The 19,819-nt window shown below is 62.2% G+C and carries 17 protein-coding genes and 1 tRNA gene; 16 read left to right on the top strand and 2 right to left on the bottom strand.

The features are described 5' to 3' along the window. Positions 1–501 precede the first annotated feature (501 nt). The 5 genes from CK620_RS12710 (at position 502) to ubiB (ending at position 4,670) form a co-directional block, all read left to right on the top strand. Complete coding sequence (locus CK620_RS12710; protein WP_095550618.1) at positions 502–792, top strand: H-NS histone family protein; 291 nt, start codon at positions 502–504, stop codon at positions 790–792. Positions 793–1,137: 345 nt separating this feature from the next. Next, a complete protein-coding gene (locus CK620_RS12705; RefSeq protein WP_095543136.1) occupies positions 1,138–2,112 on the top strand; it encodes an NAD(P)H-dependent flavin oxidoreductase in 975 nt (324 codons plus the stop codon). Between the two features lie 48 nt (positions 2,113–2,160). Beyond that, a tRNA-Arg gene (locus tag CK620_RS12700) sits at positions 2,161–2,235 on the top strand. A gap of 147 nt (positions 2,236–2,382) precedes the next feature. Continuing rightward, entirely contained in the window at positions 2,383–3,084 is a 702-nt protein-coding gene (locus tag CK620_RS12695; RefSeq protein WP_095550617.1) for a hypothetical protein, read from the top strand. A gap of 17 nt (positions 3,085–3,101) precedes the next feature. Next, a complete protein-coding gene (gene ubiB / locus CK620_RS12690) occupies positions 3,102–4,670 on the top strand; it encodes a ubiquinone biosynthesis regulatory protein kinase UbiB (RefSeq protein WP_095550616.1) in 1,569 nt (522 codons plus the stop codon). 120 nt (positions 4,671–4,790) lie between these two features. Here ubiB and CK620_RS12685 read toward each other — a convergent pair whose 3' ends face one another. Next, positions 4,791–5,639, bottom strand: coding sequence for an IclR family transcriptional regulator (locus CK620_RS12685; RefSeq protein WP_095550615.1), 849 nt, complete (start codon positions 5,637–5,639; stop codon positions 4,791–4,793). Between the two features lie 344 nt (positions 5,640–5,983). Here CK620_RS12685 and CK620_RS12680 point away from each other — a divergent pair, with 344 nt between their 5' ends. The 9 genes from CK620_RS12680 to CK620_RS12640 all read left to right on the top strand — a co-directional run bounded on the left by CK620_RS12680 (position 5,984) and on the right by CK620_RS12640 (position 16,676). Further along, the gene (locus tag CK620_RS12680; RefSeq protein WP_095550614.1) at positions 5,984–7,699 is read left to right on the top strand and encodes an FAD-dependent oxidoreductase; all 1,716 of its coding nucleotides are present in this window, start codon (positions 5,984–5,986) and stop codon (positions 7,697–7,699) included. A gap of 24 nt (positions 7,700–7,723) precedes the next feature. Then, complete coding sequence (locus tag CK620_RS12675) at positions 7,724–8,488, top strand: SDR family NAD(P)-dependent oxidoreductase (protein WP_238946131.1); 765 nt, start codon at positions 7,724–7,726, stop codon at positions 8,486–8,488. Positions 8,489–8,557: 69 nt separating this feature from the next. Then, positions 8,558–9,754, top strand: coding sequence for an ABC transporter substrate-binding protein (locus CK620_RS12670; RefSeq protein WP_095550613.1), 1,197 nt, complete (start codon positions 8,558–8,560; stop codon positions 9,752–9,754). Between the two features lie 71 nt (positions 9,755–9,825). Next, on the top strand, positions 9,826–10,749 hold the full coding sequence (locus CK620_RS12665) for a branched-chain amino acid ABC transporter permease (RefSeq protein ID WP_095550612.1): 924 nt from the start codon (positions 9,826–9,828) through the stop codon (positions 10,747–10,749). Continuing rightward, positions 10,746–12,527, top strand: coding sequence for a branched-chain amino acid ABC transporter ATP-binding protein/permease (locus CK620_RS12660; RefSeq protein WP_095550611.1), 1,782 nt, complete (start codon positions 10,746–10,748; stop codon positions 12,525–12,527). Before CK620_RS12665 ends, CK620_RS12660 begins: the two co-directional genes overlap by 4 nt. A gap of 16 nt (positions 12,528–12,543) precedes the next feature. Continuing rightward, positions 12,544–13,254, top strand: coding sequence for an ABC transporter ATP-binding protein (locus tag CK620_RS12655; RefSeq protein ID WP_095550662.1), 711 nt, complete (start codon positions 12,544–12,546; stop codon positions 13,252–13,254). Positions 13,255–13,284: 30 nt separating this feature from the next. After that, the gene (locus CK620_RS12650; RefSeq protein ID WP_095550610.1) at positions 13,285–14,244 is read left to right on the top strand and encodes an MBL fold metallo-hydrolase; all 960 of its coding nucleotides are present in this window, start codon (positions 13,285–13,287) and stop codon (positions 14,242–14,244) included. Between the two features lie 27 nt (positions 14,245–14,271). Further along, complete coding sequence (locus CK620_RS12645; RefSeq protein WP_095550609.1) at positions 14,272–15,495, top strand: MFS transporter; 1,224 nt, start codon at positions 14,272–14,274, stop codon at positions 15,493–15,495. A 32-nt stretch (positions 15,496–15,527) separates the two neighbouring features. Then, entirely contained in the window at positions 15,528–16,676 is a 1,149-nt protein-coding gene (locus CK620_RS12640; protein ID WP_095550608.1) for an NADH:flavin oxidoreductase/NADH oxidase, read from the top strand. Positions 16,677–16,690: 14 nt separating this feature from the next. On the opposite strand, the gene CK620_RS12635 is transcribed toward CK620_RS12640, so the two are convergent. Beyond that, positions 16,691–18,127, bottom strand: coding sequence for a short-chain fatty acyl-CoA regulator family protein (locus tag CK620_RS12635; protein ID WP_095550607.1), 1,437 nt, complete (start codon positions 18,125–18,127; stop codon positions 16,691–16,693). A gap of 134 nt (positions 18,128–18,261) precedes the next feature. Between CK620_RS12635 and CK620_RS12630 the strand changes: the two genes are divergently transcribed. Together CK620_RS12630 and prpC are read left to right on the top strand one after the other, a co-directional pair. Continuing rightward, positions 18,262–18,660, top strand: coding sequence for an acyl-CoA thioesterase (locus CK620_RS12630; RefSeq protein ID WP_095550606.1), 399 nt, complete (start codon positions 18,262–18,264; stop codon positions 18,658–18,660). Continuing rightward, complete coding sequence (prpC, locus tag CK620_RS12625) at positions 18,657–19,811, top strand: bifunctional 2-methylcitrate synthase/citrate synthase (protein WP_095550605.1); 1,155 nt, start codon at positions 18,657–18,659, stop codon at positions 19,809–19,811. The genes CK620_RS12630 and prpC overlap by 4 nt, the downstream gene beginning before the upstream one ends. Positions 19,812–19,819: the final 8 nt, after the last annotated feature.

Genomic DNA, 19,819 nt, shown 5'->3' with positions numbered 1-19,819 from the left:
CAACATGCCTGCGAGCGAAAGGACAAGGACCTCAAATAAGAATAGAAACGATTCGCTTCATTATAATGCCATCGATCGTGCACCAATCGCCGCGGGCCATATCCACGCCCTGGGCAAGGGCTCTCGTCCCTGCTCTGCTTCTCTGCCCTAGGCACAAGCGCGAGGCGCTCTGCCTGCGACTTTGCTGCGCCATGGCCAGGTTTTAATGCTGCACAAAACCTGGCCTTCAGCTGAAGAGGCAGCACACCTGAATGCTCATGCCCTTGCCTTGCTTAATTTGTGACAGATCAATGACAAGGCTGTAATCAATTCAATCTGCTCTTGATCCGCGCCTGACAAGGCAACATTAAAAAATAATTTATATTCAGGCACCCAAAGACAACGCCGTGCGAACGGCAAAGGCCTGCCGCCTGACAAGCCATTTAAACAACCTTCGTTTTTGCGATACAATCATTCAATAACTGATTAACCCCTCATTCTTAAACTTAGTGGAGATTCCTGATGTCTGAATTAACCGCACTCCTTCAACAGCGCGAAGAATTGGAGCAGCGCATTCAAAAAATTCGTGAGCAAGAGCGCACCCAAGCCATTGAACAGGTGCGCGCCATTGTGCAAAAAAATGATTTGAGTGTGGCGGATGTGTTCGGCAACAGCAAGGCTAACCGCCAGCCAGGAGCCGCCAAGAAAGTGGCCATCAAATACATGAACAAAGCCACGGGCGAAACCTGGACAGGCCGCGGCAAGCCGCCCCGCTGGATTCAAGGGCTGGATCGCGAACAATTCAAGGTTTGATGTTGCAGGGCCAAGTCTGCAAAATTTGACTGCCTTCACGGCCACCTTTGTAAGAGGTGGCCGTGTTGTTTTGGAGCTCTCGCAACCAGCACAAGGCAAACGCCTGCCATGCCCGCAGTTGCAGTCCGCTTTGACATGAGGCATGAGCGCCCCATGGCCCAACAGGCCCATCCCAGCTCATCTGGCGCTGTCGCATGGGCTGCAAGCCATGCATCGGCTGGCAAGGCGAGTGGCTCTAGAATCAGTGGCCAATCCTGGCCCACGCCTGCCCACCTGCCACGCAGCAGCACACAGCCGTCCACCAGGCCCATCGCCAAATGGCTTTTTGTCGATTCAAGGATTTTTATGTCACGCATTCCCGCTGTTTTGCAGAATCTGCGCCTGCCTGTCATTGGCTCGCCTTTGTTCATTATCAGCAACCCCAAGTTGGTGCTGGCCCAATGCAAGGCGGGCATCGTGGGCTCCATGCCGGCGCTCAATGCCCGGCCCGCTTCAGTGCTGGAAGATTGGCTCAAGGAGATTACCGAGGGCATCGCCGAGCACAATGCCAAAAACCCTGAGCGTCCGGCCGCGCCCTTTGCCATCAATCAGATCGTCCACAAAAGCAACAACCGGCTTGAGCAGGATATGGAGTTGCTGGTCAAGTACCGCGTGCCCATCGTGATTACCTCGCTGGGCGCGCGCCCTGAAATCAATGAAGCAGCGCACAGCTATGGCGGCATCGTGTTGCACGATGTGATCAACAACGCCTTTGCCAAAAAAGCCATTGAAAAAGGCGCCGATGGGCTGATCGCTGTGGCTGCCGGCGCTGGCGGTCATGCGGGCGTGAAAAGCCCATTTGCTCTGGTGCAGGAAATCCGCGAATGGTTTGACGGGCCCTTGGCCTTGTCGGGCGCAATGGCCACGGGCGATGCGATTTTGTCGGCCCAGGCCATGGGGGCGGACTTTGCCTATATGGGCTCGGCATTCATTGCCACCGATGAGGCCAACGCTTCACAGGAATATAAGCAGGCCATCGTCGACCACACGTCGGACGACATCGTGTATTCCAGCCTGTTCACTGGCGTGCATGGCAATTACCTGGCGCCCAGCATCCGCAATGCCGGGCTGGATCCAGACAATCTGCCCGAAGGCAATTTGAAGGACATGAGCTTTGCCACTACCAGCGACGGTCAGGCGCAGAAAACCAAGGCCTGGCGCGACATCTGGGGCTGCGGCCAGGGCATTGGCGCCATCAAGGCCGTGACCTCCACCGCCGCCCTGGTGGATCGGCTGGAGCGCGAGTACCAGGCTGCGCGCCAGCGCTTGCAGCTGGGCTGAGGCCGTGTCAGAGCCTGCGACCAGTACAATCCGCGCCCGAGCCCGGCCCTCCCCGTAGTTCAATGGATAGAACGAGCGCCTCCTAAGCGCTAGATACAGGTTCGATTCCTGTCGGGGGGACCAGCCCACGGCACGGGCAAACGCCCAAACCCGCCTCGCCCTTTCGCAGCCAGGCGGGTTTTTTTGCCCTGCGAAGGCCCCGGGCCAGTGGCCGCGCGAGAAAACCGCAAGGCCTGGCATGGCGGCCAACTTCAAGCACAATCGGGGCCTATGGCAATACAGTCCCCACTCTCTTTTCTGAGCAACATCGCCAGCAGCATTGGCAAAAGCATCACGCTGCCGGCCTGGCTGATCGAAGAAATGCAGCGCCGCATGGTGCTGCTGCTCAACCACGTGCTGCAGCAAGAGCCCCAGGCCCAGCAGCGTCTGGCCAAGCAACAGGGCAAAACCATCTACCTGAGCTGGCGCCAGTTCAACGGCCAGGTGCGCATCACGCCCGCAGGCCTGCTGGACCTGGACAGCACCCAGCAAAGCAGTGATCTGCTGGTTGAGGTGGCCGAGCCCTCCATCAGCCAGCTGACCCGCCACGCCGCCCAAGGCGAGCGCCCGCCGATCCGCATTGCCGGCGATGTAGCCCTGGCCAGCGAGCTGAACTGGGTCATCGACAACGTGCGCTGGGATGTGGAAGACGATTTGGCACGCCTGGTCGGCGATGTGCCAGCGCACAAGCTGGCGCAACTGGGCCGCATCGTGGCCGATGCGCTGCGCAAGTTCGCCCAGGGCGCATTGGCCACCTGGGACGGCTTGAGCAGCCGCACAGCCCCAGCACCGGCCGCCGGCCAAGGCCATGCCGCCGAATATCCGGTCGCCGTCGTGCGCACCGGGCCCGCCAACGATGCGCCAGCGCCGGCTGCGGCCGCGCCCAATTCACCCGACTCGCCCGCCGCGCCCACCCAGGCGCCGCAAGCCTGAGCGCCGACAGCACCGCCATGAGCAAATTGCTACGCGGTTGGGCCATCGTCTGGGTGGTATTGCGCTATGGCCTGGATGAAATGGTGCTCACCCAATTGCGCAGCAGCTGGGCGCAGACGCTGGTGCGCCTGCTCTCGCGCGGACGCAATCTGCAGGCGCCTCGCGGCCAACGGCTGCGCCTGGCGCTGGAGCAGCTTGGCCCGATCTTCGTCAAATTCGGCCAGGTGCTTTCCACGCGGCGTGACCTGATGCCGCCAGACATTGCCGACGAGCTGGCACGGCTGCAAGACCGCGTGCCGCCGTTTGACAGCGAGCTGGCCGTAGCCATCATCGAAAAAGCCTTCGGCCGCCCCATCGATGCCGTCTTCACCAGCTTCGAGCGCCAGCCAGTGGCCAGCGCCTCCATCGCGCAGGTGCATTTCGCCACCCTGGTGGACAAGCACGGCCAAAGCCATGACGTGGCCGTCAAAGTACTGCGCCCGGGCATGCTCAAGGTCATCGAGAAAGACCTGGCGCTGATGCACATGCTCGCCGGCTGGCTGGAAAAACTCTCCGCCGATGGCAAGCGCCTCAAGCCGCGCGAAGTCGTGGCCGAATTCGACACCTACCTGCACGACGAACTCGACCTGATGCGCGAAGCGGCCAACGCCGCCCAGCTGCGGCGCAACATGCAAGGGCTGGATCTGGTGCTGATCCCCGAAGTCTTCTGGGACTACTGCCACACCGACGTCATGGTCATGCAGCGCATGACGGGCGTGCCCATCAGCCAAACCGAAACCCTCAGGCAGCACGGCGTCAACCTGCCGCAACTGGCGCGCGATGGCGTGACCATCTTCTTCACCCAGGTGTTTCGCGACGGCTTCTTCCACGGCGACATGCACCCGGGCAACATCCAGGTCAGCCTGGATGCGCGCAGCTTCGGGCGCTACATCTCGCTGGACTTCGGCATCGTCGGCACACTGACCGACTTCGACAAGGAATACCTGGCGCAAAACTTCACCGCCTTCTTCCGCCGTGACTACAAGCGCATTGCCGAACTGCACGTCGAAAGCGGCTGGGTGCCGGCCAACACCCGCGTGGCCGAGCTTGAAGCAGCCATCCGCACCGTCTGCGAACCCTACTTCGACCGCCCACTCAAGGAAATCTCGCTGGGCGTAGTGCTGATGCGTCTGTTCCAGACCTCACGGCGCTTTCACGTCGAAATCCAGCCGCAGCTGGTGCTGCTGCAAAAAACCCTGCTCAACATCGAAGGCCTGGGCCGCCAACTCGACCCCGACCTCGACCTGTGGAGCACCGCCAAACCCTTTCTGGAAAAGTGGATGGTCGATCAGGTCGGCCCCAAGCGCCTATGGCAAGAACTGCGCAATGAAGCGCCGCGCTACGCGCAAATCCTCCCAGCCCTGCCGCGCCTGGTGCAGGACTTCCTGCAGCACAGCGTGCAACAACGCGACCAGGAACTGCGCCGCCTGATCGAAGAGCAAAAACGCACCAACCGCCTGCTGCAATCGCTGCTCTACGGCAGCCTGGGCTTCGCACTGGGCCTGTTGCTGCTGCAGGTTTATCTGCGTATCAGGCTCTGGGGCTAACCGCCACCGCCGCGCGCATCCGCGCCAGGGACGGGCTGCAAAGCACCTCCCGACACATGCAGCCGCACCGCTGGGCCATTTGGCACGGCCAGCCTTTGCAAGTCATACCGAAGGCGGGGGCTATACCCTCCCCGCCTTGGAGTTCGCTTGCGCCAGGCTGTGCGCAAGGCTTCCCAGACGCTTTGAAACCTCCTGGGCACAGGCCCGCACAGCATTGGCCTGTGTGCCATTCCAATGGGTATCAAATGCGCGCGTACGCCCCATCAAAGTCATGCCAAGCACAATGTTGCCAGAGTAGTCAAACACTGGCGCAGCAAACGAGCACACGCCAGGGGTCGGGTTGTTCACGGCGCGCGAGACGCCGTGCCTACGCACCTGCTTGAGCATTTCCTGCAGTTCGTCGGCATCAATGGGTTTGGCAATGTCCGGTCCAAGGCGTCGTTCATCTTCGAGCAGTGATTCCTCGATCAGCTTTGCCGGTAGATAGGCAGCAAACAAACGCCCTGTAGCCGTACCAGCCAAAGACATGACGGTGCCGGTGCGAATATTGGTGTGCAGTGGGTAGATCGCATCAAAGAGAAAAACCATGGTCGGCCCTTGATTGCCCCAAACGGACAGCCCGACGCTGTGACCAGTCTCCCGTGCCAGGGCCTGTGCGTAGGGCGTGGCCTCGCGCACGGGATTGAGCATGCGCAAAGTCACCAGGCCCAACTGCATGGCCATCGGACCGAGCCAGTAATAGCCGGTGGATGGCTCCTGCGTAACCAAGCCCAGCTTGGCAAAGCTCACGAGATAGGGGTGGGCCTTGCCAGGAGCCATGTCCGCCGCCTTGGCCAACTCCCTCAATGGCATCGGCCGCCCCTGGGCGCCAAGGGCCAGCAACAGCTGCCCACCGACCTCGATCGACTGAATGCCACGGCGCCCTTTTTCGGGCGTAAGCCCACTGCTTGCTGCATCGGCTGCAGGCATGCCTTTCTCCTAACGGTTGAATCCATCGCTTCCATGACGCCGCTGGCGCCTGGCACTACTGCCGCGCCAATATACAGCTCCCAGCAACGTTTTCTTTAGAGCGTGTTATGCACTTTGCGCTCTCGCGGGGGGGCGGAAAGTGCATAACACGCTCTAGCTGCCAACCTCCCGCCCCCAATGCTGCGATGCGCTGCTTTGACACCAGCTCTGCGTCTGCCAGCCACATCAAACAATATCAAGTGCATACATCAAGGGTAAACCATTAGTAAATAAAACATGGATTAGTATTAAGCTAATTTATACAACCAAACCAGGAATGACCGGCGATGGCAAGGGATGAAGCAATGAGCGAGCAGGAATCCATGTATGACGTTCTGGTGATAGGCACCGGCGCTTCCGGTATGTCAGCAGCCATCACGGCTGCTCACCAAGGCTTGAAGGTATTGGTCGTGGAGAAAGCCCCCGTCTATGGCGGCACGACGGCACGCTCGGGCGGCTGGCTGTGGATTCCTGGCACCGAACTGGCCAAGCAGCAAGGCATTCATGAGCCTGTGGATGCTGCGCGCAGCTATTTGCAACATGAAGCGAGGACGCACTTTGATGCCGACCGCGTGACCGCCTTCATCGAGAACGGGCCCCAGGCCATCGATTTTTTTACGAACAACACCTGCGTCCAGTTCGACATGCCGGCTGTGTTTCCAGACTATCACGCCGAAGCGCCGGGCGGTCAGCCAGGTGGGCGCTCTATGGTGACGCGCCCTTTCGACGCCAGAGAGCTTGGGCAACACGTCGCGCAACTGGCGCCCCCCGTGCCGGAGCTGACGGTGTTCGGCATGATGCTGGGATCCGGCAAGGAGCTCTGGCATTTCCTGCGCGCCTTCAAGTCATTGGAGTCCTTCTGGTATGTCGCCAAGCGCTTTGGCAAGCACTTCGCCGACGTGCTGCAGCACGGCAGGGGCATGACACTGACCAATGGCAATGCGCTGGCTGGCAGACTCTTCAAGGCCGGTCTGGATCTGGGCATCCCCGTTTGGCTCAACTGCCCAGCGCAAAAGCTCATCACCGATCAAGGTCGGGTCGTGGGCGCGACGGTGGTTCGCGAGGGCCAGCCCACAGACCTGCGCGTGCGCCGTGGGGTCGTGCTCGCCTGCGGCGGCTTTCCCCATGACATTGAGCGCCGCAAGCAATTGTTCCCGCATGCGCCCACCGGCCATGAGCATTTCACTCCATCACCAACGCCCAATACCGGCGATGGCTTGCGCCTTGGCGAATCCGTCGGCGGCTGGGTGGACCCAACCATCCCCAATGCCGCCGCCTGGTGCCCTACCTCAATCGTCAAGCGCAAGGATGGCACCGATGGGGTCATGCCGCACTTCATCGATCGCGCCAAGCCGGGGGTGATTGCCGTCACGGCCCAGGGCAGGCGCTTCACCAATGAGGCCCTGTCCTACCATGACTTCATCCAGGATTTGGTGAAGGCCTGCGCCGGCAGCCCTGCTGTGAACTGCTGGCTGGTGTGTGACCACGCGCATTTGCGTGAATACGGCATGGGCGCAGTGGCTCCATTTCCGCTGCCCATTGGCAAGCATTTGAAAAGCGGCTACCTCAAGCGGGGGGGCAGCCTGCAAGCGCTGGCGCAAGCCATCGGCGTCCCCCCGGATGCCTTGCAGGAGGAGGTCGAAGCGTTCAATCGCGATGCCATATCGGGCACTGACACCCGATTCGCCAAAGGCAGCACTGCCTACAACCGCTACCAGGGCGATGCGCTGGTCAAACCCAACCCTTGCATGGCGCCAATCCAGCATGGCCCGTTCTATGCCATCCAGGTCGTTGTCGGGGACATTGGCACTTTCGCCGGTCTGGCCACGGACCGGCATTGCCGGGTCTTGCAGAAAGACGGGCAGCCCGTGCCGGGGCTGTTCGCGGTCGGCAACGACGCCGCCAGCATCATGGGCGGAAATTACCCCGGCGCGGGCATCACGCTCGGCCCGGCCCTCACCTTTGGCTACATCGCCGGGCGGGCATTGGCCAACCAGGCCGCACTGCCCACGAGCGCTTGAACAGCGCATCCAAGGAGCGGCCCAATGGAAATCACCGCATGCATGGCTCCCAGAATCCTCGATGGGCGCATTGCTCTCGTCACCGGAGCGGGCCAAGGCAATGGCCAAGCCATCGCGCAGGGCCTGGCAAAAGCGGGGGCTCAGGTCATCGTGACGGATTTGGATGCCCAAAACGCGCAGACTGTTGCAGCGCAAATTCATGCTGCAGGCGCTCAGGCAGTGGCCCATAGGCTGGACGTGACTTCTCAAGACGAATGCCAAGCGCTGGCAGCGCAAGTGGGCGACATTGACATCCTGGTCAACAACGCCGGCATGCTCATTCGAGAAGGTCTGGACAGCCCACAGGCCGCATCGAACCTGCAGCGCACGCTCAATGTCAACGTGATGGGAAGTTTTTTCCCGACCCTGGCTTGGCTGGACGCGCTCAAACGCAGGCGGGGCGTAGTCATCAACGTAGCCTCCATCGCCTCTTGCGTCGGTATCCCCAATGTGGTGGGTTATTCGCCATCCAAGGGTGCCGTCAGACTGATGACCCAGGCCATGGCGGTGGAGCTGGCTCGGCATGGCGTACGGGTCAATGCAATTGCGCCCGGGGTGATCGACACCCCAATGACGGCCTACACGCGCGGCGCTCCCGAGCGCCTGGCCCCATTCATGCAGCGCACACCCATGGCCCGTGTCGGGCAACCGCAGGAGCTGGTGGGCCCGGTGGTGTTTCTCGCCTCGGACATGGCCAGTTATGTCACAGGCGTCACCTTGCCCGTGGACGGCGGATTCCTCGCCGCTTAGCGCATGGGATGCGCTCTCGACTCATGGGCCTGTTCACTTTGAATCACAACAGCCAACAAGGAGACAACAATGCGCATTTCTCAACTCTTCAAGCGAGCCTTGCTCACAGCCGGTTTGGTGGCCACGGCCATGGCCAGCGCACAAGACATCAAGCTGGGCTACAACGGGGATTTGTCAGCATCGCCCTCTGCCCAAAGCGGGCAGGCGGCGGTGCTGGGTATGGAAGCCGCCATCGCGGATCTCAACGCAGCAGGCGGCGTATTGGGAAGAAAGCTGGTGCTGATCACCCGTGACGACGCCTCGGCGCCTCCCAAGTCGATTCAGAATATGAGCGAATTGATCGACCGCGAGAAGGTGGCTGCCGTATTCGGCCCAACCAACTCCGGCAACGCCATGGCCTGGAAGCACATTGCCAATCAGAAAAAGATTCCCGTCATCGGCAACGTGGCATCCGGCACAGACATCACCAAACCCATGAGCGCCAATGCTGAGAACTACATGTTCCGCATTTCTATGGTGGACCGGGAACAAGTGGCAGCCCTGATGGCCTATGTGAAAAAGAATGCGCAGCAATCCAAGCGCATCGGCTTGATGGCAGAGACGACGGGCTATGGGCAAGGCGGGCTCAAGGATCTGGAGGAGATTGCCAAGCTGCAAGGCATCAGCGTTGCTGCGACTGAGCGTTTTGGCGTGGGCGATACGGACATGACTTCCCAGCTGAACAAAATGAAGTCAGCCGGCGTGGACACGGTGGTGGTCTGGGCACAGGGCACGCCAATCGCGCAATTGGTACGCAGCATGGAAAAGATCGACTACTTCCCGCTGGTACTCACCTCCTGGGCGGCCGACAACATCACTTTCTATGACGCCGCAGGCAAGAACCTGGCAGAAAAACCCATCTTCATGCGAACGGTGGCCGATGCCTACACCCCTGCGCAGCAGGCCCTCTTCGAGCGCATTTCAGCCAAACTCAAGGCGCCCGGCTCCTTCTCCTTCGCCCTGCATGGCTACGACTCCGTGATGCTGTATGCCGCCGCAGTCCGGCAGGCTGATAGCACCGATGGCAAGGCCGTGCGCCAAGCGCTGGAGGATTTGCAAGCGCCCGTGCAGGGCCTGCTCAAGACCTACGAAAAGCCTTTCAGCGCCACAAATCACGAAGCCTTGAAGGCCGAGGATTTCGTCTGGATTCGCTGGAAGGACGGCAAGCTCGCGCCCTACTCGGATTCGGTCATTGAAGCGCTGAGCAGCGCTGACTTCAAGAAATAAGCACCCACAAAGATGCTCTACGCCACCGGGTTGTAACCGTGCCACCCGGGGCCCTCGCTCTGGAGTCAACCATGACAGAAGCGGTCTTGCAATCCATTCTCAGCGGCCTGGCCGTGGGCGGCGCCTACGCCCTGGTCGCCCTGGGCTTCAGCATCACGTTTACAACCACCAAGACCTTGAACTTCGCGCATGGGGAGTTCGTCTCGGCAGGGGCATTCATCAGCATGAGCGCCTTGTTCTTGCTGCTGGGCATGCCCGTGACCTCAACCACCTTCGGCCAGACGCAGCCTGGCACAGGGGCCCAGCTATTGGCCTTGGCAGCCGCACTGGGTGTCATGGGTGCTCTTGGCTGGCTGCTGTACATCGTGGGCGTGCGCCCCTTTGCGGGTCGCCCCGGCATGGCCTGGGTCATGAGCACCCTGGGCTTTGGCGTCATTTTGCAAAGCATCGGCCTGGCCATCTGGGGCCCCAAGCCTGTGGTCGTGCCCAGCCCCTTAGGTGATTCGGTCATCCGCGTGCTGGGAATTGGCGTGCGCCCGCAAGAGCTGCTGACGCTGGGTGTGGCCGTAGTCATCACGCTGGGGTTGGACTGGGTGATGAACCACACCATGGCCGGCAAGGCCATGCGCGCAGTGGCCGCCAATGGCCAAGTGGCCAGCCTCATGGGCATCAACACCAACGCGATGATGGCCGGCGCGTTCGTGATGAGCTCTGCACTGGCGGGCCTGTCGGGCTTTCTGCTGGCGCCGATCGCCCAGGCATCGCTGTTCCTGGGCCTGGCCGTAGGGCTCAAAGGCTTTTCAGGCGCGATCATCGGAGGGCTGAACAACCCCCGCGGCTGCGTCATCGGCGGCTTTGCGCTGGGCGTGCTGGAGTCACTCGTGAACCTCTGGTCTGCACAGTGGCGAGAAGTGGCCGTGTTCGCTCTCGTGATCCTGGTGCTCGCGCTGCGTCCGACCGGGCTGTTTGGCAAAGCGATGGTGGAGAAAGTATGAAGCGCTATCGACACTTGGTGGGCACGGCCCTGGTGGCTGCCGCACTGGCCGGCCTCATCGCTTTGCTGCAAAACGACTATTACCTGCGCATCATCTTCATGATGTGCGTCTATTACCTCTGCGCTGCCGGCATGAATGTGCTGGTGGGCTACGCAGGGCAGAAGTCCCTGGGACAGGCCGGGCTGTTTGCTGCAGGCGCATACGCGGCGGCGCTGCTCACCACGCGCACGGACATCAACCCATGGTTTGCATTGGTTCTTGCCGCAGGCGTATCCGCCGCTTGCGGCGTGCTCATTGCCCTGCCTTCGCTGCGCGTGAAAGGCCCATACCTTGCCATGGTGACGCTGGCATTTGGCATCGTGGTGGAAAAGCTGGTGAGCGAATGGACCGAAGTGTTCGGCGGCGCACAAGGGATTTATGGCATCAGGCCCTTGACCTGGAATGCACAGCCGCTGACCTCGCAGCAATGGGTTTGGCTGGGCATTGGCCTGTGCGCACTGACACATTGGCTGCTGCGCAATGTGCTGCAGGGGCGCTTTGGCCGGGCCCTGCAATCGCTGCAGGCCGATGAGATCGCCGCTGCATCGGTCGGTGTGCGGGTCTATCGCGCCAAAGTCATGGCCTTTGTCATTGCGGCCGTGACCTGTGGCATCGCAGGGGCTCTGGTGGCCCAGCAAAACCAGTACATCAACTCGGACTTCATCACATTCCATCTGTCGATCTTCATTTTGCTGCTGGTGCTCTTTGGTGGCCCCGGGTCGCAATATGGCCCATTGATCGGTGCCGTGGTGCTGACATTGGTCGATGCCATGCTGGCGCGCTGGCCATCGGTGCAGCATTTGCTCTACGGCGTTTTGCTGCTGTTTGCGCTCTACGTGATGCCAGGCGGCGTGGCGGGCCTGTTCTCCAGGTGGCTTGCCCCCAAGCCCGACGCACCTGCTGTCAACCAAGAAGGCGACACCTCGCCCTTGCAATCTGACACGGACCACGACAGCGCATTGCTGGTTGCGCAGGGCGTGACCAAAAGTTTTGGCGGCGTCAAGCCCGCGCAGGACGTGTCCTTTGAGCTGCAGCGCGGGCACATCCACGCCTTGATCGGCCCCAATGGCGCTGGCAAGAGCACCATGATCAACATGCTCACCGGCCTGCTCAAGCCCTGTGCAGGTTCGATCCGCTTTCTCGGGCAGGAGATCTCCGAGCACCCGGTACATGCCATTTGCCGCATGGGCATGGGCCGCACCTTCCAGAACCTGCGGCTGTTTGGCGACTTATCGGTTCTGGACAATGTGATGCTGGGGCACCACTGCCGCATGGGCAACGGTTTTTTTGCCTCGCTGCTGGCCTTGCCCAGCGCCATCCGGCAGGAAGCCGCCACGCAAGCCTTGGCCCTGCAGCTGCTGGATCTGGTGGGCCTGCTGCATTGGGCCCACCATCGGGCGGCCAGCCTGCCCTACGGCCTGCAGCGCCGCGTTGAATTGGCCAGGGCCCTGGCCACGCAGCCGCAGCTTCTCTTGCTCGATGAGCCCGCTGCCGGCTTGAACCCTCAGGAGACAGCGGAGTTGGGCGAGCTGCTGGTGCGCATTGGCCAGCATGGCGTAACCATTCTGATGGTCGAGCACCACATGGACCTGGTCATGTCGATCTCCGACCATGTGATCGTGCTGGACTACGGCGTCAAGATCGCACAAGGGCAGCCTGCACAAGTACAGGCCGACCCCCGTGTCATTGAGGCCTATCTCGGTATCGATGAGCCGGGGCCCAGCCCCACCGTGGCATGAGCAACAGGGGGGCAATATGCTGAAACTCGAAGCAGTCCAAGTGGCCTACGGCGCGATCCAGGCCATCAAAGGCGTCAACCTGCAGGTCCATGCCGGTGAGGTGGTCACGATCATTGGCGCCAACGGCGCAGGCAAAAGCACGCTGCTGAAATGCATTTGCGGCCTGGAGACCGCCGCCGCAGGCCGCATCCGCTTCAATGGCAGCGACATCACCAAAGTCAAGGCGCATGAGCGCGTCGGGCTGGGCATCGCCATGTCACCTGAAGGGCGTGGCGTTTTTGCAGACCAGACGGTGCGGGAAAACCTGCTGCTGGGTGGCTACACGCGCCGCAGAAACACGGCACAGATTGAAGCCGACCTGGAGCGCGAATTCCAGCGCTTTCCCCGCTTGCGCGAACGCCAGCACCAGCTGTCCGGGACTCTGTCTGGTGGAGAGCAGCAAATGCTGGCCATTTCGCGCGCACTGATGAGTGCACCCCGACTGCTGCTGCTTGATGAACCATCGCTTGGGCTGGCACCGCTGGTCATCCAGGACATCTTCCACGCCATCGAGCAGTTGCGTGCATCGGGCCTGACCATTTTGCTGGTGGAGCAAATGGCCAAGCAGGCCCTGGGCGTGGCCGATCGCGCCTACGTGCTTGAAACCGGCCGCATCACGCTAGAGGGCACAGGGCCTGAACTGCTGAACAACCCCAAGGTCAAGGCAGCCTACCTGGGCACGCACTGAAACCATCAACGCACTGAACAAGGAACACCCATGAGCCAGACTAAGAAATTTGCTTCACAAGCCGACCTGGATGAAAAGCAGGTCAGCTTCAGCCAGATCTCAGAGCACGCCTGGGCCTACACGGCCGAGGGCGACCCCAACACCGGGGTAATCATTGGCGATGACGCCGTGCTGGTGGCAGACACACAGGCCACGCCCGCCATGGCGCAGGATGTGATCCGCCGTATCCGGCAAGTCACCGACAAGCCCATTCGATACGTGGTGCTCACGCACTACCACGCCGTTCGCGTGCTGGGTGCCAGCGCCTACGGCGCAGACCATGTCCTGGCCAGCCAAGACACCTACGACCTGATCGTTGAGCGTGGCGAGCAGGACAAGGCCAGCGAGATCGCCCGTTTTCCACGCCTGTTCGCCGGGGTAGAAACTGTGCCCCCCGGGATGACTTGGCCCACCATCACCTTCACGGGCAAAATGACTCTCTGGCTTGGCAAGCTTGAGGTGCAGTTACTGCAGTTGGGGCGCGGTCACACCAAGGGCGATACCGTGGTGTGGCTGCCGCAGGAGCGGGCCTTGCTGTCTGGGGATTTGGTCGAATTCGGTGCGACGCCCTACGCTGGCGACGCCTACTTCAAGGATTGGCCGCAAACGCTCGATCGCCTGGCCACACTGCAGCCCCAGGCATTGGTGCCAGGCCGGGGTGCGGCGCTGACGACGCCAGAGACGATCGCTCAAGGCATCGGGGAAACGCGCAGCTTCATTGCCGACGTGCGCGCCTGTGTGCAACAAGGCGTGCAGGCCGGCAAGGATCTCAAAACGATTTATCAGGACACCATGACCGCGCTGCGGCCGAAATATGGTCACTGGGTCATCTTCGAGCACTGCATGCCATTCGATGTCACGCGCTGCTACGACGAACTCACCCAATATCCCGACCCGCGCATCTGGACGGCGCAGCGCGATCTGGAAATGTGGCGGGCGCTAGAGGGTTGACGCGCCAGCCAGCACTGCAGCCTCGCCATGGCAGCTTGGGAAAACCAGGCCACAGCCCCTGATTGCTCGCTCAGCATGTTCCGGCTACTGGGTGTGTGCGCTTTCACCAGCATGGCGGCCATGCGGCTGTGCGACGCCATGCTGCCCGCACTGGCCGAGGATTTTGGGGTCAGCACAGGGCAGGCCAGCTATGCCATCTCTGGCTTTGCCGTGGCCTATGGCGTGCTACAGCTTTTCTACGGCTTGATGGGAGAACGCTACGGCACTGTACAGATGGTGGGCTATGCCAGTTGCGCCAGTGCCATTGGCTGTGTGGCGGCAGCGTTGGCGCCATCGTTAGCATGGCTGGTCGCTGGTCGCATCCTCATGGGTGCAACCGCAGCGGGCATCGTGCCCATGGCTATGGCATGGGTGGGAAGCCACTTTTCTTATTCCGAGCGCTCCGGGGCACTGGCCAAACTGTCGGGTGCAGTGGTGTGCGGCATGATGTTCGGTCAGCTGTTTGGCGCTCTGGCTGCCGCGCTGTTCGATTGGCGCCTGGCCTTTGCCTCCACGGGCTTGGCCTTCCTGCTCAGCGGCATGGCGTTGTGCCAAAGAGTCCGGGCCGACGCTAACGCCAGCACAGGCCAATCCCTGGCAGGGGTCAGCGCCTATTGCACCCAACGCCCTATAAGACACGTCCTATCCCATCCCTGGGCCAGAGTGATTTTGATCGTGACAGGTCTGGAAGGGGCGCTGGCTTTGGGTGCCCTGTCCTTCATCCCAGCGCACATGCAGGCGTGCTTTCACATGACGCCACTGGCCGCAGGCGCCATCGTTGCCTTTTACGGACTGGGCGGGCTGTTCTACAGCTGCTGCGCCTGCCGTTTGCTGCACCACGGTGGAGAGGTCGCGCAAACCTGCTTCGGCGGCGCCTGCCTTGGCCTGGCCTGGGCAACCATGGCATGGACCTCGCACTGGGCCTGGTTCGTACCCGCCTGCTGGCTTGCCGGATTGGGCTTTTATGCGCTACACAACACGCTGCAAACCCAGGCCACGCAAATGGCCCCGACTGTGCGCAGCACGGCAGTATCGCTGTTTGTCTGCACGCTGTTTGTGGGCCAGTCAGCAGGCATCATGGCCGCAGCCTGGATCGTTGACCGCCTCGGTCTATCCACGGTGTTTTTCATATCTTCCTCGGGCTTTGTGGTCCTGACAGGCTTGCTCGCCTGGCAACTCCAACAACGCCCCAGGCCATTGGCTGAGGCCTGAAGGACTGCGCTTGAACACAGAAAGTAATTGCCATGCACCCAGCCCAACCCCTTCTTTTCCAACCCATCCGATTGCGTGATCTGGAGCTGAAAAACCGCATCGTCATCTCGCCCATGTGCCAGCATGCCGCCCAATCGGGCCATGCCACTGCTTGGCATCTGGTGCATCTGGGCAAGTTTGCCCTGGGCGGCGCCGGGCTGATCCTCACCGAAAGCACAGCCGTGGATCCACGAGGCCGAATCGGCACCGCCGATCTGGGCCTATGGCAAGACAGCCAGATCGAGCCATTGAAAACACTGGTCGACTTCGTACACAGCAATGGTGCAGCCATTGGGATACAACTGGCGCACGCTGGTCGAAAGGCGGGCAGCCAGCCACTGTGGGAAGGCGGGGCAGCATTATCAGATGCACAGTTGGCCGCCGACGCCCATCCGTGGGAGCGTCTTGGCCCCAGCAAGCTGCCGGCAGGCCCTGGATGGACGGCCCCAAAGGCCTTGTCTGCGCAAGACATTGCCGCCATCGTGCGCAGCTTTGCCGATGCCACCCGGCGCGCCAACGCCGCAGGCTTCGATGCTGTGGAGCTGCACTTTGGCCATGGCTATCTGGTCGCCAGCTTTCTCTCGCCGCTGTCCAACCTTCGCCGTGACGAGTGGGGTGGCAATTTGGCTGGGCGCATGAAATTGGCACTGGACATTGCGCGGGCAGTACGTGCCATATGGCCAGCAGGCAAGCCCTTGTTTTGCCGAATTTCCGCCGTCGATGGCAGCGAGGGCGGCTGGAGCCTGGAGGACTCGATCGTGCTGGCCAAAGAGCTTGCTGCCTGCGGCGTCGATGTCATCGATTGTTCGTCCGGGGGTTTGACGGAAGAAACCCGCGCCCTGCCAGTACCCAGGGGATTGGGTTTTCAAGTCCCATTTTCCGAACGGATTCGCCACGACGCCCATGTCAAAACCCAGGCCGTGGGCATGATCGTCGATGCCCATCAGGCAGAAGCCATACTCACGCAAGGCAAGGCCGATTTGATCGCCATTGGCCGCGAGGCCTTGTTCGACCCGTACTGGGCCCACCATGCCGCACAGACCTTGAATGCCGATCCAAGCTATGCGCAATGGCCCCTCAGGCATGGGATTTGGCTTGCTCGGCGCGCGCCTATCTTGGCAAGTGCCCAGGCCAATCCGTAGCCCGCCAAAACGCATCAAGCCACACCGTAGGGAGAGAAGCGGCTTTGGTTTTCATCGATGCGCAAGGCCTCGCCCACGTAGGGAAAGGCGCGCTGCGGGCAGTGCGGGCGCTCGCAGACCTTGCAGCCCATGCCGATGGGGATGGCGGCGCTAGGATCTTTCAAGTCCAGCCCTTTGGCGTACACCAGCCTGGAGGCATGACGGATGTCGCAACCCAGACCGATGGAAAACGTTTTGCGCGGTGAGCCCCAGCCGTGGCGGCCGCGCGAGACGGTACGCGCCACCCACAGATAGGTGCGGCCGTCGGGCATTTGCGCCAGCTGCGGCACGATGCGTCCGGGCTGGGCGAAGGCCTCGTACACGTTCCACAGCGGGCAGGTGCCGCCGGTGCGGCTGAAGTGAAAGTGCGTGGCCGACTGGCGCTTGCTGATGTTGCCGGCGCGGTCCACGCGCACGAAGAAGAAGGGCACGCCCGGCGCGCCTGGCCGTTGCAGGGTGCTGAGGCGGTGGCAAACAGTTTCGAAGCCGACGCCAAAGCGCTGGCCCAATAGGTCGATGTCGTAGCGCAGGTTTTCGGCCGCCTGCAGGAACTGGGCATAGGGCAGCAGCAACGCACCGGCAAAGTAGTTGGCCAGGCCGATGCGCGCCAGGCGCTGCGCTGCGACATCGTGCTGCAGGGCCGCCGGGTGGGCCAAAGCGTCGAGCGCCTCGCTCATTTCCAGCAGCGCCAGCTGGGTGCCCAACTGGAAGGCTTGCTGGCCTGGCTCCAGCGCCGCTGAGAGGTGCAGGATGCGCTGGGCGGGGTCGTAGCTGCGCTGGCGCTCTTGTGCTGCATCGCTGCGCAAAACGCGCACACCGTGGCGCTGGTGCAGGCGCTGCTCCAGCCAGGCGGGCAGAGGCCCGCCGGCACTGCACGCCTGCGCGGCCAGGCCCTCAGCGGCGCGATCCAGCGTGTCGAAGTGGTTTTGGTGGGCAAAGAAGAAGTCGCGCACCACTTCAAAAGGCATGGCGCGCGGCGTGGCAGCGGCCGCCTCGGCAGCAGGCTGCGCCTGGGCGCGCTCGTCTCCGCCCAGGCGCAGGGCCAGCGCGTCGCAGCGCGCCTGCGCATCCACGCTGCGGCGGTGCAAGGCCAGCAGGGCATGGGCCAGGGCGGGCATTTGCGCGGCAAGTTCGCGCAGCTCGGGCAGGGTGACGGGCTGCGGCGCATCGGCCAGCGCATCCTGCAGCGCCGCCACCAGGCGCATTTCCTCGTCTTCGGAGAAGTGCTGCACATCCACGCCCAGCGCCTGGCTGATCTTGAGCAACACGGACACGGTCAAAGGCCGCTGGTTCTGCTCCAGCTGGTTCAGGTAGCTGGGTGACAGGCCCAGGGTTTGGGCCAGCGCGACTTGCGACAGGCCGCGCTCTGCGCGCAGGCGGCGCAGTTTGACGCCCATGAAGGTTTTTTTCATCGCTTAAGGGGGCGAACACTTGCAACGGCCTCGGCAGACAATTCGCAATATTTGCAAATGGGCTGGTTTTAGTTCGCAATCATTCGCCTTTTCAGTCGTTGAGTCGCGCGGGATTCTTGCGTAAATTGCGAATCATGACAACACCCCTCGGAACCGCTGAAGTGCATGAGCTGGTACTGCCGGCCATGGCCAACCACCACGGCACGCTGTTTGCCGGCCAAGGGCTGCAACTGATGGCCAAGGCTGCGTTCCTGGCGGCGCGCAGCCTGGCACAGCGTGAAGTGGTGATGGCCGGGGTCAGCGGCATCCAGTTCGCCCAGCCCATCCCCGTGGGCCATAGCCTGGCGCTGCTGGCCTGGGTCAGCCGCGTGGGCCGCAGCTCCATGACTGTGTGCGTCAAGGGTTTGACCGAAGCGCCCGGCCTGCCGCGCGAGGAGGTGCTCAAGGGAATTTTCGAAATGGTGGCGATCGACGGCCAGGGCCGCCCCATTGCCATTGACCGCGCTGACATCAACCAGGAGACCTCTTCATGATCCCCACGACCGCCGCCCCCACCAAGCCCAAAAAATCCGTCGCCCTCTCCGGCGTGACGGCGGGCAACACCGCGCTGTGCACCGTGGGCCGCACGGGCAACGATTTGCACTACCGCGGCTACGACATCCTGGACATGGCCGAGGTCTGCGAGTTCGAGGAAATCGCCCACCTGCTGGTGCATGGCAAGCTGCCCACGGCGGCCGAGCTCAAGGCGTACAAGGCCAAGCTCAAAGCCATGCGCGGCCTGCCCGCGAACGTGAAGGAGGCGCTGGAAAAGCTGCCCGCCAGCGCCCACCCCATGGACGTGATGCGCACCGGCGTGTCCGCCCTGGGCTGCGTGCTGCCGGAAAAGGACGACCACAACCTGCCCGGCGCGCGCGACATTGCCGACCGGCTGCTGGCCTCGCTGGGCTCCATGCTGCTGTACTGGTACCACTTCAGCAACTCGGGCCGCCGCATCGAGGTGGAGACGGACGACGAGTCCATCGCCGGGCATTTCCTGCACCTGCTGCACGGCGCAAGGCCCAGCGCGAGCTGGGTGCGCGCCATGCACACCTCGCTGAACCTGTACGCCGAGCACGAGTTCAACGCCAGCACCTTCACCGCGCGCGTGATCGCGGGCACGGGCAGCGACATGTATTCCAGCATCGCCGGCGCCATTGGCGCGCTGCGCGGGCCCAAGCATGGCGGGGCCAACGAGGTGGCCTTTGAAGTCCAGAAGCGCTACGACAACCCCGACGAGGCCGAGGCCGACATCCGCCGCCGCGTCGAGGCCAAGGAGGTGGTGATCGGCTTCGGCCACCCGGTCTACACCGTCAGCGACCCACGCAACGTGGTCATCAAGGGCGTGGCCAAGCGCCTGTCGGACGAGGCCGGCGCCACCAAGATGTACGACATTGCCGAGCGTCTGGAGTCCGTCATGTGGGAGGTCAAGAAGATGTTCCCCAACCTGGACTGGTTCAGCGCCGTCAGCTACCACATGATGGGCGTGCCCACGGCCATGTTCACCCCGCTGTTCGTGATCGCCCGCACCAGCGGCTGGGCCGCGCACGTGATCGAGCAGCGCGTGGACAACAAGATCATCCGCCCCAGCGCCCATTACGTCGGCCCGGAAGACCAGGTGTTCGTGCCCATCGAGGCGCGGGCCTGAGCCTGAGC

The sequence above is a fragment of the Vandammella animalimorsus genome (assembly GCF_002285285.1).
In the GTDB taxonomy this organism is placed as follows: domain Bacteria; phylum Pseudomonadota; class Gammaproteobacteria; order Burkholderiales; family Burkholderiaceae_C; genus Lampropedia; species Lampropedia animalimorsus.
The sequence above is the reverse complement of the archived record's forward strand: the minus strand, read 5'-3'. Positions and strand labels throughout refer to the sequence as shown.

Bases quoted from the DNA above. Each gene is read 5' to 3' on its own strand.
- ubiB (WP_095550616.1), top strand. From the start codon at position 3,102: ATGAGCAAATTGCTACGCGGTTGGGCCATCGTCTGGGTGGTATTGCGC.
- CK620_RS12635 (WP_095550607.1), bottom strand. From the start codon at position 18,127: ATGAAAAAAACCTTCATGGGCGTCAAACTGCGCCGCCTGCGCGCAGAG.
- CK620_RS12675 (WP_238946131.1), top strand. From the start codon at position 7,724: ATGGAAATCACCGCATGCATGGCTCCCAGAATCCTCGATGGGCGCATT.
- CK620_RS12670 (WP_095550613.1), top strand. From the start codon at position 8,558: ATGCGCATTTCTCAACTCTTCAAGCGAGCCTTGCTCACAGCCGGTTTG.
- CK620_RS12650 (WP_095550610.1), top strand. From the start codon at position 13,285: ATGAGCCAGACTAAGAAATTTGCTTCACAAGCCGACCTGGATGAAAAG.
- CK620_RS12685 (WP_095550615.1), bottom strand. From the start codon at position 5,639: ATGCCTGCAGCCGATGCAGCAAGCAGTGGGCTTACGCCCGAAAAAGGG.
- CK620_RS12660 (WP_095550611.1), top strand. From the start codon at position 10,746: ATGAAGCGCTATCGACACTTGGTGGGCACGGCCCTGGTGGCTGCCGCA.
- CK620_RS12680 (WP_095550614.1), top strand. From the start codon at position 5,984: ATGAGCGAGCAGGAATCCATGTATGACGTTCTGGTGATAGGCACCGGC.
- CK620_RS12655 (WP_095550662.1), top strand. From the start codon at position 12,544: ATGCTGAAACTCGAAGCAGTCCAAGTGGCCTACGGCGCGATCCAGGCC.
- CK620_RS12640 (WP_095550608.1), top strand. From the start codon at position 15,528: ATGCACCCAGCCCAACCCCTTCTTTTCCAACCCATCCGATTGCGTGAT.
- CK620_RS12705 (WP_095543136.1), top strand. From the start codon at position 1,138: ATGTCACGCATTCCCGCTGTTTTGCAGAATCTGCGCCTGCCTGTCATT.
- CK620_RS12710 (WP_095550618.1), top strand. From the start codon at position 502: ATGTCTGAATTAACCGCACTCCTTCAACAGCGCGAAGAATTGGAGCAG.
- CK620_RS12665 (WP_095550612.1), top strand. From the start codon at position 9,826: ATGACAGAAGCGGTCTTGCAATCCATTCTCAGCGGCCTGGCCGTGGGC.
- CK620_RS12630 (WP_095550606.1), top strand. From the start codon at position 18,262: ATGACAACACCCCTCGGAACCGCTGAAGTGCATGAGCTGGTACTGCCG.
- CK620_RS12645 (WP_095550609.1), top strand. From the start codon at position 14,272: ATGGCAGCTTGGGAAAACCAGGCCACAGCCCCTGATTGCTCGCTCAGC.
- prpC (WP_095550605.1), top strand. From the start codon at position 18,657: ATGATCCCCACGACCGCCGCCCCCACCAAGCCCAAAAAATCCGTCGCC.
- CK620_RS12695 (WP_095550617.1), top strand. From the start codon at position 2,383: ATGGCAATACAGTCCCCACTCTCTTTTCTGAGCAACATCGCCAGCAGC.